This window comes from Sphingobacterium sp. UBA6320, assembly GCF_002440335.1.
Lineage (GTDB): Bacteria > Bacteroidota > Bacteroidia > Sphingobacteriales > Sphingobacteriaceae > Sphingobacterium.
The window spans coordinates 204,834-218,780 of sequence record NZ_DJTA01000002.1 but is presented as its reverse complement, the minus strand read 5'-3'; the positions used below and the strand labels follow the sequence as shown (position 1 = coordinate 218,780).

The window sequence follows — 13,947 nt, the reverse complement described above, 5'->3', positions numbered from 1 at the left end:
AAATTATCGATCATATGGAAAGCCAACAGGTAAAAAAAACGGATCGGCTACACATGTTGTACAGTTGTGTTTTTTTGAAACTCGGTAGGTGTGATTCCAAAAGACGCTTTGAAGCAAGTCGCAAAATAACGTGGATCAGAAAATCCGGTTGCAAATGCCACTTCGCTAACCGTAATTGATTTATCTTTTTCCATCATCTGACAGGCATGTTTTAAGCGAATATTTTTTATAAACTCACTCGGTGATAAATCAAGCAGTACTTTGGTTTTACGGTATAGTGTCGATTTGGATAGTGCGAGTATCTCCCCAAGCTTAATAATATCAAATTGATCGTCACCTAAGTTTTCTTCAACAACCTTGATCATTCGTTGTAAGAACTGTTCATCTACAGGAGTGTAATCCAAAGTTGCGATATTAATTTGTGTATTGTTATTGAAGTTGATCTGCTTCGTTCTTTTATTGATGATAAAGCTCTGAATTTTGGCTTCCAGTACTTTAATATCGAAAGGCTTACTGATATAGCCGTCGGCTCCAGCTTGATAACATTCAATTCGATCTTCTATACTATTCTTTGCTGTAAGCAATAATACTGGAATATGGTTAATTTCCGTATGTTGCTTGACAGCTCTACATAGGCTAAGTCCATCCATTTCGGGCATCATAATATCACTGACAATAATATCAATATCGACTTTGTTTAAAAGGTCAAGACCTTGTTTTCCGTCAGAAGCGACATGGACATGGTATTTCTTTGATAAAATACTTGACATAGTCTGCTGCAGATCTTCGTTATCTTCTACCAGTAAAATATGCAGTTTATGGAGGTCTCCAGAAGTGATTTCATGGATGGCTGTTTCGACATCATTAATTTTATAGATTAGTTGATCTTTTTTAGGAAAGGACTCATCCCATATTTGATATCCTTTGTTAAGGTAAAATTCCTTATCAACAGGTAGTATGATCTGGAAGCAAGTTCCTTGGTCAGGTAAACTCTCGACACTGATTTTCCCAAAGTGAATGTCTACTAATTCTTTGGTTACTGACAGACCAATACCATTGCTTTCTTGATTGACAAATGATTTATTTGTATAAAATGGTTTAAATATTTTATCTAATTCATCTTTATCGATTCCCATGCCGTTATCACGTACAAAAAGATAGAGCAGTTTTTGTCTATTGTCTTCTTTTATATAGTATGACAGGGTGATTTTACCATCTTTATGTGTGTATTTAAAGGCATTAGAGAGTAAATTGAAAAGGATTTTATCCATTTTATCCGCATCATAATAAACATCGGTTGTACATTCTCCATGATTGATTTCAAATTCAATATTTTTTCGAACGGCTAACGGGCTAAAAAAAACATGGCTCAATTGATTTATAAATGCGGGCAAATGTTCTTGACTAACTTTCAATTCCATCAAATTATTTTCTATTCTTCTGAAATCCAAAATTTGTTGTAATAAACGTTTTAAGCGATCTAGATTTAATCTCATTTTTTCGAACTGGCTTAAATGATGCTTTGTTGTCATTTGGACGTCGTCTACTAAGCAAGAAATAATGGTTAATGGTGTCAACAGGTCATGCGAAATACTTGTGAAATAACTGAGTTTGGATTGCGCCAGTGCGTGTGCATTTTCTTTTTCTATTTGCGCAATTTTTAGATCACTTCTTAATTTTAAACGGTGTAAAGTAAAATTAATAAAATAGTAAAATATACCGATCAGTAGGCATGCATATAAAAAATAGGCTAAATTGCTCTCATAAAATGCAGCTTTTTTGTAAATATTAATTTCGGTAATTGTCGTATTCCATTTATTATTTAAATCAGTCGATTTTATTAAAAATCGATAAGATCCTTTTCCTAGATTATTATATGCTGCGAATACCCGATCTCGGGATGCATTGACCCAATCCTGATCAATACCTTCTAACTTATAGGCATAGCGAAGTTTATTATCCTGGGTATAGCCAAGTGATGAAAAAGAAAATTCTATATTTTGATCGTCGGGTTCTAATGTCAGTATCTGTTGATTGAAATTAAATTTTTTTTGATTGGATTCAAGGACAATGGACTTATTATTAATCTTGATATCTGTTACTTGGACTTTAGCTCTATAATTTGGAATATTACTATTATCATCCAATCTAACCATTCCGTTATATCCTCCAAAGTACACCGAGTTTGATTTTTTATCAATCGTAAATGCTCTTTTGGAAAACATATTGACTTGCAGACTGTCAGTCGATGTAAATTCTAAGATGTCTTTATTGAGTGCATTTATTTTAAATATATTTCTGGTACTAGAAAGCCATACGGTATTATCTAGGCAAACGATATCCAGTAGTTGGTTTTTTCCAAATAAAGCCGAATTTGCTAATTCCTCCATTTTCTTTATACCAGTTTGATAATACAGTAAGCGATTATCTTTGGTTCCGATCCATAGGTTGTCATTTTTATCAATATCTAAGGATTCAATTTGATTCGTTTTAAGAATTGCCGTCGATTGACCAATATGTTGTAAGATCTGATCTGGATCATTTTTATTGATATAATAAATGCCGCTTCCCTTGGTGGCTATCCAAATATTTGATTTTTTATCTTCAGCTATGCTAACCGCTTGATCTTTTATCTTTGTGATCAGCTTTATTTTCTTGCTGCTAGCATCTCTATATAATACACCTTGACTTGTTGCGATCCAAGTTCTCGACTGACTATCTTGGAAAAAGAAGATGGGAACCCCGGAGTGGTTTGCTTCACGCTTTAGATCTATCTTATGGTTTAACTTGATATTGTTATGCTGCTTTTCGAAAACATTTATAGTGGCTTCATAAGCAGAACCGACCCACAGTTCCTGCTGTACATCAATGGCACAGCTAGCTGCTCTAATGGATATCAATTCTCGTAAATTGGCATTACTATATGTGTTTAATAAACCATCGTTTGGGTTTAAACTTCCAAAGCCAAAGCGCTCCAGATTGAACCAAAATATACCCTTTTCATCGCGGTATAACATATTCACATTGGGCGCGATGCTATATCTACTTTTAATTTCTTTAAAGGTGTAATTTTGAATCAGGGGCTTATCAAAACTAATCGTTGAGATCCCTTTTCCACCGATAGAAAGCCACAATGTCCCTAATCGATCTTGATATATATCATTGAAAATATTGGTGGTATGATCAAAATAGGGAGCCATATTGACTTCTTTGAGTGCTCCGTTTATATATTGAAAGGTCGATATACCAGAAAACGAAAGGATCCAAATATAATTGCGATGCCGATCTTGCACGATGTTATAGAATAAATCTTCCTTTCCAATGTTTCGACGCTTGTTTTTAATTGCTATTTCTTGGTATAAGTTCTTCTTATTGTCCGGATTAAATAAGTAAACTCCATCTCCCCAGGTACATACCCAGAGTTGTTTGTTATGATCTTCAAATAGCTTGAAGGGATTATTACGTGTTCCAACTTTTGGATAAGCAATGAATTGATTTTTATGTATATCTAACTTAAATAAGCCTTGTTCCCAAATTCCTACCCAAATATTGCCTTTTTTGTCTTCAAATATGGTATTAACAGTTCCTGATGGTAATTTATAAATAGAATTATGATCATCCTGATAATTTTGGATGATGGATAAGTCTTTGTTATATACCACAATACCGTTGTCAGATCCTACCCATAATCTATTTTTTTTATCAATTAATAATGTTGTTATACGTGTTGTGGATTGTAGTTTGTTTTTGAATGGTTTGATCACATAACTTTCTTTTTCTAGCGTATATAACCCTTTCTCTGTACCTAGAATGAGGTAATTTTGATATTCTACTAATGTTTTAATGTTTTGATTTGTTGCTGTTTTGCCCTCTATGGTCTTTAATTTAAAATTAAGGATATTATACGCATCATACCTACTTAATCCCTGTGTAGAAGCAAACCAGATATAGCCATCCTTATCCTGACAAGTTTGATTGATGGTGAGGGAGGGTAATTCATTATTTTTAGCAATGGGATTCAATCCCATTTGTTGGCCATTAACTTGGATATGAAAAAGTAAATATATGATGAAGAAGAAGATTTGATATGTATTTTTCATAATCAATTGGTTTAATCTAATCAGATCTACAATTTGTCCTTCACTTCTAGCTGTTTTAATCGCCTTACTCTATAAAGCCGGTGAATTAATTAACATAAGAAGAAAGGGAGACATCATTTAATTCCTTAATAATGGTTAGCGCTAAATTGCTATTCCTTGCGTCTTAATTGAGTATCTAACTGGTTCAAAAGTCCGATTCAAATTGGTATCTTTTTTAAAGATATAGAATGTTATTTAAAATAAATGTAAAATAAACACTTATTTTAAAAAAAAATGGGTTAAATGTCGTTTTCCGAGCACTATTGCTATATAGTAGATTACTCAAACTATTAAATGATCCAATTTTGTATGTTGAATAAACCCAAATTAAACATCAGATATATGCATTTTAGCTAGATTTGATTTGACCAATCTTCAATAATATTTAGATCTGCTAAACGCTGTTGATTGGATTTTTTTAACCTTAAAACCTTAAGATATGCGCAAATACTTTATTGTATATTTTCTTCTGATTACTTATTCTGTCTTTGGACAAGATCTTAAAAAGAGTGATGTTTTGGCTCAATTGAATCTGGCGAATCACTATTGGCAGTCCAACCATAAGCCTCAAGTTTGGGCATTTTGGGATCAAGCGGCTTATCACAGTGGAAATATGGAATTTTATAAAGAGTTTAAAAATAAAACCTTCTTAAAATATACGGAAGATTGGGCGAATTTTAATGAATGGAAGGGTGCAAAATCAACCGATAAAGCGAATTGGAAATATAGTTATGGGGAGACTGATGATTATGTGCTGTTTGGCGATTGGCAGATCTGTTTTCAAACGTATATTGATCTTTATCATATCGATCCCCAAGCTTACAAAATAGCCCGAGCTCAAGAAGTGATGGATTACCAAATTCATACCAAACAGCATGATTACTGGTGGTGGGCCGATGGACTATATATGGTGATGCCCGTGATGACCAAGATGTACAATTTAACTAAAAATCCGCTCTATTTAGAAAAGCTACATGAATATTTGGAGTATGCAGATAGTATCATGTATGATCAAGATGAAAAACTGTATTATAGGGATGCTAAATATGTCTATCCAAAACATAAGACCGCTCATGGGAAAAAAGACTTTTGGGCAAGGGGTGATGGTTGGGTATTCGCGGGATTAGCAAAAGTGCTACAAGATCTGCCCAAAGACAATGCATATTATAGACATTATGTAAAACGTTTTCAAGATATGGCTGATGCTATTGTAGCGTGTCAACAGAAGGAGGGTTTCTGGACGAGAAGTATGTTGGATCCAGAACATGCACCAGGTAAGGAATCCAGTGGAACGTCTTTCTTCACTTATGGACTTCTCTGGGGAATTAACAACGGGATTTTAAATCGTGAAGAATTTGATGGTGCAGCAAAAAAAGGATGGCATTATTTAAGTAATATTGCTTTGCAGCCTGATGGGAAAGTAGGTTATATTCAGCCTATCGGAGAAAAGGCCATACCAGGTCAAGTCGTTGATGCCCATTCCACATCACCATTCGGTGTGGGAGCATTTTTATTGGCGGGTGTTGAAATGTACAGATATTTAAGCAAATGATGATGAAAAATGTATGGACATTATGGGTATTGATATGCTTCGCCACTGTGACTTATGGGCAGAAGAAAAATACTATAGCATGGAAAGAAACTTCAAGAGCCTTTTGGTTAAAGGAGATGGATCGTATGGCAAGACCAGTTATGCGTAGTTTGGCTCATGACAGTCTAAAGATCAATATGCCTCAAATTACTTCTATAGCGGTTGACAATAAAGAACATCGTATTCAAGTGCAATATGTAGAAGTATTAGGTCGAGTTTTAAGCGGAATATCGCCTTGGCTGGCTTTGAATGACGGTTCGGAAGAAGAGCAAGTATTGAGAAAACAATATCGCAATTGGACTATTCAAGCATTAAAAAATGCCTTGGATAGTAATGCAAATGATTTTATGCGTTTTGATCTAGGTGGGCAGCAATTAGTGGATGCCTCATTTATTTCAGTTGCTTTTTTGCGCTGTCCTTGGTTATGGGATCATCTGGATCCTGTAACTCAAGGTCATTTGATTCAGGCTATTAAAACGACACGTCAATTTAGACCGGTGTTTTCCAATTGGTTACTTTTTTCTGCCATGAATGAAGCTTTTCTAGCCCAGTACAGTAAAGAATGGGATGTCATGAGAGTAGATTATGCCTTACAACAATTGGAGCAATGGTATGTTGGGGATGGTATGTATATGGATGGTCCTCATTATGCATATGATTATTACAATAGTTATGTTATTCATCCTTTTTTATCCGGAATTATGGATGTCATCGAGCAAAAGACTAAAAATTATGATAGCATGTTTGCAAAAATTAAACTACGGAACAAACGATATGCCATTATATTGGAAAGGTTGATTAATACAGATGGTACTTTTCCACCATCCGGAAGATCAGTCATTTATCGTGGAGCAGCCTTTCACCATTTGGCAGACATGGCCCTGAAAAAACGATTGCCGAAAGAGCTGACGGAGGGACAAGTGCGCGCGGCTTTATCTGCGGTTTTGAAGAAAACATTTGAAAGTCCATCTACTTATCATCAAAACTGGTTAACGATTGGTCTATATGGAGATCAACCCGGATTAGGGGATTTTTATAACAATCAAGGAAGTCCATATTTATGTAGTACGATTTTTTTACCGCTTGGACTATCTGAACAAGATAGTTTTTGGACTTCAAAAGAAGAAGAATGGAGTTCTAAGCGTATTTGGTCTGGACAGGATTGGAAAAAAGATCAAAGTAAGGCCATTCAATAAAAGCTATTAGTCATGAGGTTAAGTACATTTTATAGGATTTTATGGTTTCATTTTTATATGATCCTTTCCTTAAATTTCTGTTTTTCGCAAAACCAACAGGTTCAGATTATGGATGTTGGAGACGGTTGGGCCAAGAATACGGTCAATACAGCTGTTTTTCGAAAAAACTCTCTCGTCAGTGATGCGAAGTTTCAATACATAGCCTATTACAACGAGAAGGGAAAAGTTGTATTGGGAAAAAGAAAGCTGAATGAGAAGAGCTGGCAGCTACAGGTTACTGAATATTCGGGCAGAGCTCAGGATGCACATAATATTATCAGTATCATGATTGATGGAGAGGGATATTTACACGTTTGTTGGGATCATCATAATGGTCAGTTACGATATGCTAGGACGAAACAGCCACATACGTTAGATTTAGGACCTGAGCAGTCTATGATCGGGAAAGATGAACAGTATGTTACCTATCCTGAATTTTTCAAAATGCCTGATGGTTCATTATTATTTCTTTATCGTGATGGCGGTTCTGGATCAGGAAATCTTGTGATGAACAGTTATGATCCCACGAATAAAAAATGGACTAGACTACATCGTAATTTAATCGATGGAGAAGGGAAACGAAATGCTTATTGGCAGGCTTATGTTGATACCCAAGGAACGATACATTTGTCGTGGGTTTGGCGAGAGAGTCCTGATGTAGCCAGTAATCATGATATGGCATATGCTTGTTCAAAGGATGGAGGGCTCACTTGGGAGTCTACTGCTGGAGTTCAATATACATTACCCATAAACGAATCAACCGCGGAATATGCGGTGCGTATTCCTCAAAACAGTGAGCTGATCAATCAAACATCGATGGCTGCAGATGATGATGGTCATCCATTTATTGCGACTTATTGGCGTGCAAAAGGTTCTACTATTCCTCAATATAAGCTTATTTATTATAGGAAAGGTGCTTGGCAAGTCCGTTCTTTTGATTTTAGAAAAATGTCTTTCAGTTTGAGTGGACATGGAACTAAAGAAATACCTATAGCGAGACCCCAATTAATGGTCAAAGGTAAAAGAGACAAGGTTGCTGTTATGCTCTTGTTCCGAGATAAGGAAAGATTAAGTCGAGCTTCTGTATTGACCTTAAATAAGTTGACGGATGATGATTATCAACTATTTGATTTGAATGACGAATCATTAGGAGCATGGGAACCCAGTTATGATACTGAAATGTGGCGAAACAAGAGTAGATTATCGCTGTTTGTTCAAGCTACTGATCAAAAGGATGGTGAAGGACTTTTGGAGTCTGGTCCAAGCAAAGTTAGAGTTATTGAATGGACGCCTAGTCTCAAACCAATAAAAAATACAATCAAACATTAATTATGAAAAAAAACCTCTTTAGGATGATATCCTGCTTCATACTCGTTTTATCTTATCCAATGGATATGTTTGGACAAGGGACAAGAGATACTGTTTTTAATGTTAGAAATCCAGATCTGAATCTCAGTCCCTATACCGGCATGAACCGTCAACATTGGTTAGATGCAGCCGAATATCTTTTAAAGGGCGCGTTTAGTTATGTCAGTAATCTGGATAGCCCAATGGAGTTTCCTAAACAACCAGGAAGAAGCTATCCGAGAGATGGTATTCATACGGAAACAGAACGATTGGAGGGACTTTGTAGGACCTTGTTTATTGCTTTGCCTTTGATGAAGGAAAATCCAGATTATGAAATTGGAGGTCTAAAGATTGCCGATTATTATCGGCATCAGATTACGCAGCTAGTGAATCCACAATCTGCGAGTTTCATACCACCTTTACCCAAAAAAGGAGGACCAAGTCAAAAGCTTGTTGAATTCGGTGGTTTGGCAGTATCGCTTATGGCTGCTCCCGAAATTTTATGGGATCCATTATCCCAAGAGAAAAAGGATATTTTAGCGCATACCCTCTTAAGTTATGGCAACGGACCTACTATTGATATGAATTGGCGTTTTTTTAATGTCATGATTTTAAGCTTTTTTAAGAGTAATGGTTACCCGATACGTGAAGATTATTTAAAAGAATTGCTGGAGAAGTGTTTATCTGATTATAGGGGGGATGGCTGGTATAATGATCAGCCCTATTATGATTATTATAGTATGTGGGGGTATCAGATGTACGGAACATTATGGGCTACCTATTATGGAGACCAGATGTATCCAGATTATGCGAAGAGGTTCAGGACTCATTTGCGAGAAATGGTTAGTCATTACCCTTATATGTTCAGTAAGGACGGGGAGATGATTATGTGGGGGAGAAGTATTGCCTATCGAATGGGAGCTGCTGTGCCCTTTCCTCTGATGGGTTTTCTAGAGGACAAAAGCATCAATTATGGATGGATGCGACGAATTGCATCAGGAACACTGCTACAATTTCTCAAACAGCCTGATTTTTTATCTGAAGGTATTCCTACACTTGGTTTTTATGGAGCTTTTGAACCTGCTGTGCAGGAATATAGCTGTAGAGGGAGTGCTTTTTGGCTAGGTAAAATATTTTTAGGATTGCTTATTCCGGATGATAATATATTTTGGACAGCAAATGAAAATTTAGGTGCTTGGGAAAGGGAGATTCCAAAAGTGAATGTCTTGAATTCTTTTGCTCCTGATGCTGAAATATTGATTACTGATTATGCAGAAATTGGCGCAGCAGAGATCAGGGCTTGGTGTGATAGTAAGACAGTGGGTTATTATCAGGGAACTGAAAATTATAATAAGCTGGCTTATAATAGCGCATTTCCTTGGCAGGCGGATGGAAAGAATGGTGAAGTATCGATGAACTATATGTTTCATATCGATGGGACAAAATGGGAGACACTTCGCCGCTATAAATTCAAAGGCTATCAGAATGGAATTTACTACAGGGATGCGGTATTAGCTTCGGATTCGACGATCAGATTGCAACTTGCAGATGTGATACTTCCTAATGGGATCTTGCGTGTGGATCAGGTGTATAGTCAAAAAACTGCTGCGCTGCGTTTGGGACACTATGCTTTGCCTCAATATGAGGGTAGGGCAATTGTTGAGCATCAAATTAAATATAAAAAATGGACAGCAACGATCATCGACAATGGACAGTATCAGTTGGCTATTATTCCTCTTGAGAACTGGGGAAATGTTGAAATCGTAAGTGCTCAAGGTTTAAATCCAGTTACTGCTAACAGTAAAGTCTTGAATGTAATTGGAAATACCAGTGCAAATCAAAAGCGTTTGTTCGCGACGTTGATGTTATGGAAAAAATCGGGTGAGCAGTGGAAAAATGAAGAATTGTTCCCTGTAAAAAAATGGGTACTAAACTTGGATCAAGTAAAAATCAGTTGGAAAAATGGTCGTTATCAAACCGTGAGTTTGACAGCCAAAGATCAACTCTGATATTACCTTAAATAATTATTTTTCAAATGATCATAGTCCCGTGAAAGATGATTTGAAATAGACTTGAATACGATAAAGGCGGAGTTTTTGAATAGTGTAACTTAAATGCAAGCGTGCATGCTGATGATTAAGAACTAGCAGATACCGCAACAAAATTTAAAAACCATTTTATGTAATAGGTAGCGAAGGCACCCTTTACATAAAATGGTTTTTACTTTTTATTGATTTTTAGTGAAAAATTTCCTCTCCTGAATAGATTTTGAACCTTATTGAATCGATTTCAAACCGTTTATAAGCGAATCCGCTATAATTTTGACCTAACAAGGAATTCGAAAATAGCTCAGCAGCATGTTTCTTTTTCTTAACAATGGAACTGTATCGAGCGATTTTCTTGAGTTTGATAAGAACCAATTATAAACAAAAATATAAACAATACAATGATGGGATCAAGTTGAAATCAACCTGTAGGGGGATTATAGGATAATGGTATGATCCTATAATAAATTGAATAAAATAGTAATTCTAATCTAAAAACCAATTGTAAATTATGTTAACCCACTATTGCAATAAATACGCAAAAAACACATTGCTATTAAATAGTTTATTTTTAATAGCGATGACTACTTATGGTCAAGGAACTTCCATAAAAGGAACTATTCGAGACGCTTCTACAGGAAGAAATATAAGTAATGTCACCGTAAAGGTAAAAGGAAGTTCTGCAAGTACACAATCAAATACGGGCGGTAGTTTTACCATTCAGGCAAATATCGGAAATACCTTAATTATTTCTTCAGTAGGATATCAGGAAAAGCAAGTGATCGTGCCTCAGGGGGGTGTTGTCGATGTTACGCTTATTCCATCTGAAAATGTACTTGAGGAATTAGTTGTGGTTGGATATGGAACACAAAAGAGATCGGATGTTACTGGGTCTGTGGCATCAGTACCAAAGGATCGATTGTCAAAAATTCCGGTTACGAATGTGATGCAGGCTATCCAAGGTGCCGTATCCAATGTTTCGGTTTCGCAAGCATCCTCTATACCTGGAGATGCTCCATCTGTTCAAGTTCGAGGTAAGAACTCGATCAATGCATCTTCAGAACCTTATATTGTCGTTGATGGAATTCCGCTATCGCGTACAGATGGTTCTATTAATGATATCAATCCCAATGATATTGAGTCGGTCGAGATCTTAAAAGATCCATCAGCTGTTGCGATTTATGGTGTGAATGGTTCTAATGGTGTTATTTTGATCACCACAAAACGCGGTACATCCGGTACCCCCCGTATTCGCTACAGTGGTTATGGCGGTGTAGAAAATGTTGCACATATTCTTAAGCCCGTTTCGGGAGAAGAGCTTTTAAAGCGTTATGCTGAATATTCCCGCATTAATAATAGTCCGCTATATAATGGTGGTCCGGTTCGCAATCGGAATGAGTTTGATAATTACACCAATGGTGTGACCATCGATTGGTTGGATGCGGTGATGCAGACCGGTGTGATCCAGAATCACAATGTCAGCTTATCAGGTGGAAGTGAGAATGCCAAATACTATGTCTCTGGAGATTATCTGGATCAAAAAGGCGTTTTATTAGGATATAACTATAAACGGTATTCATTTCGAACGAATACAGATTTTAAACCAACTAAATATTTATCGGTAGGTACATCATCTTATATCATAGCGCATAATAGAGATGGTGGACGCGCGAGTCTTCTACAGGCTGCTGCAATGAGCCCTTATGCCAAAATGTATAACGATGACGGCACTTTAACACAGCATCCCATGTATTCGGAACAGCTTTGGACCAATCCACTTTTACCAACGACATTAAATCCAGAGCGTCGTCAATTTAATATCTCCTTAAATGGTTATGCAGATCTTAATTTTGGGGAGCTTTACAAACCGCTGGCTGGTCTGAAATACAAGTTCAATGCAGGATATACTTATGTCCCTGGTCGTACCAACGAATATGAAGGGGAGAGTGTTTATAATTTTGCCGGGATGGGTCGTATCACCAACAGTGAATCTCAGTCATATACAGTAGAGAATATATTAACCTATAACAAGGATTTTGGTAAGCATCATCTTGATTTCACAGGATTATATGCCTCCAAAAGTAAATATTGGCAACAGGCTATTGCTACAGGAGAGGTATTCCCTAATGATGCTTTGGAATGGGGTAATCTAGGTGCTGCCGCCACACAGAAAGTGTCTTCTCAAGCCGACTTGTACCGCTCTATTTCCCAAATGGGTAGATTAAACTACTCTTACGATAGCCGTTATTTATTTACAGTAACTGCACGTCGAGATGGGGCCTCTATCTTTGGTAGAAATAATAAATACGGCATGTTTCCATCTGCCGCTGTCGCATGGAATATACATAATGAATCGTTCATGAATAGCACTAAAGATGTGGTGGACAATTTAAAATGGAGAATATCTTACGGTATTTCTGGAAATGAAGCTATTGGAATTTATGAAACGCTTTCGTTAATGGATGCCAGTACTATTGCGATGAAAGGCTTATCCAATACGGCATTGAATATTCGTAAGAGAATGGGAAATGATGATTTGCAATGGGAAAAAACGAAGGGATTCAATACAGGGATTGACTTCGGATTATTTAAAAGCAGAATAAGTGGAAGTATCGATGTGTATAAGACCAATTCTTATGATATACTTTTAAAACAGCGCCTTCCAAGACTTACGGGTTTTGAAGATGTGTATTTTAATATTGGAAAGGTTGCTAATACAGGTATAGACCTGACGCTGAATACCAAAAATATTGTAAAGAATGATTTTACTTGGTCCAGTACGGTTGTATTCTCCCGCAATAAAAATAAGATTGTAGAAGTTTATGGTGATGGAAAAGAAGATCTGGGCAATAGGTGGTTGATCGGACATCCGCTGGGTATCATCTATGATTTTACCAAAGTGGGGATCTGGCAGGAAGAGGAAATAAAAGCGGGAGTTAATAAAGGATGGGATGAACAAGCAGAAGCAGGAAGTGTAAAATTAGCGGATCTAAATGGTGATGGTCTAATTAATGAGGACGACCGATCTGTATTGGGACAAACTGCTCCGAAATGGACTGCTGGACTTACCAATACATTTAGCTATAAAGCATTTTCATTAAATATTTTTATCAATACGGTGCAAGGAGCACTACGCAATAATCCGCAGATCGGTTCGGCTGCAGATGAAATGGGTCGCAAAAGCACGCCAGCAGAGTTGGGCTATTGGACTCCTGAAAATAAAAGTAACGAATGGCGTTCATTGAGTAATCGTTCCAATGTATATGGTTATGGGTTTCCATCAAATGCAAGTTTTACACGGTTGAAAGATGTGACCTTAAGTTACAATATGCCACAAAATACCTTGAATAAATTGGGTATCAATGGGGCTACGGTTTATGTCAGTGGCCGAAACCTATATACATGGACCAATTGGATTGGCTGGGATCCTGAAGCTCGAGATATCACTCGTGGATCTTCAAATGATAACCTAAACTATCCAATGGTTCGCACCTATGTACTTGGAGTTAATTTAACCTTTTAATGAAATCATGAAGCTATCATGAGTAAACGCTCATGATAGCTTCATCACCGATAAAAAACAATATATA

The 13,947-nt window shown here is 36.7% G+C and carries 6 protein-coding genes; 5 read left to right on the top strand and 1 reads right to left on the bottom strand.

Going from position 1 to position 13,947, the window contains the following annotated elements; all coding sequences use genetic code 11:
* Positions 1-47 precede the first annotated feature (47 nt).
* Positions 48-4,100 (bottom strand): hybrid sensor histidine kinase/response regulator transcription factor, encoded by a 4,053-nt coding sequence (locus tag B3P23_RS01235; RefSeq protein ID WP_293923868.1) that lies wholly within the window; start codon positions 4,098-4,100, stop codon positions 48-50.
* 478 nt (positions 4,101-4,578) lie between these two features.
* On the opposite strand from B3P23_RS01235, the gene B3P23_RS01230 reads away from it, so the two are divergent.
* The 5 genes from B3P23_RS01230 to B3P23_RS01210 all read left to right on the top strand — a co-directional run bounded on the left by B3P23_RS01230 (position 4,579) and on the right by B3P23_RS01210 (position 13,880).
* On the top strand, positions 4,579-5,691 hold the full coding sequence (locus B3P23_RS01230; RefSeq protein ID WP_293923865.1) for a glycoside hydrolase family 88 protein: 1,113 nt from the start codon (positions 4,579-4,581) through the stop codon (positions 5,689-5,691).
* The gene (locus B3P23_RS01225) at positions 5,688-6,926 is read left to right on the top strand and encodes a DUF2264 domain-containing protein (protein ID WP_293923862.1); all 1,239 of its coding nucleotides are present in this window, start codon (positions 5,688-5,690) and stop codon (positions 6,924-6,926) included. Before B3P23_RS01230 ends, B3P23_RS01225 begins: the two co-directional genes overlap by 4 nt.
* Before the next feature lie 12 nt (positions 6,927-6,938).
* Positions 6,939-8,294 (top strand): BNR repeat-containing protein, encoded by a 1,356-nt coding sequence (locus B3P23_RS01220; protein ID WP_293923859.1) that lies wholly within the window; start codon positions 6,939-6,941, stop codon positions 8,292-8,294.
* A 2-nt stretch (positions 8,295-8,296) separates the two neighbouring features.
* Positions 8,297-10,321: a DUF2264 domain-containing protein gene (locus tag B3P23_RS01215; protein ID WP_293923856.1), complete on the top strand. Its 2,025-nt coding sequence runs from the start codon at positions 8,297-8,299 to the stop codon at positions 10,319-10,321.
* Positions 10,322-10,868: 547 nt separating this feature from the next.
* Entirely contained in the window at positions 10,869-13,880 is a 3,012-nt protein-coding gene (locus B3P23_RS01210) for a SusC/RagA family TonB-linked outer membrane protein (protein WP_293923853.1), read from the top strand.
* The last annotated feature ends 67 nt before the right edge of the window (positions 13,881-13,947 follow it).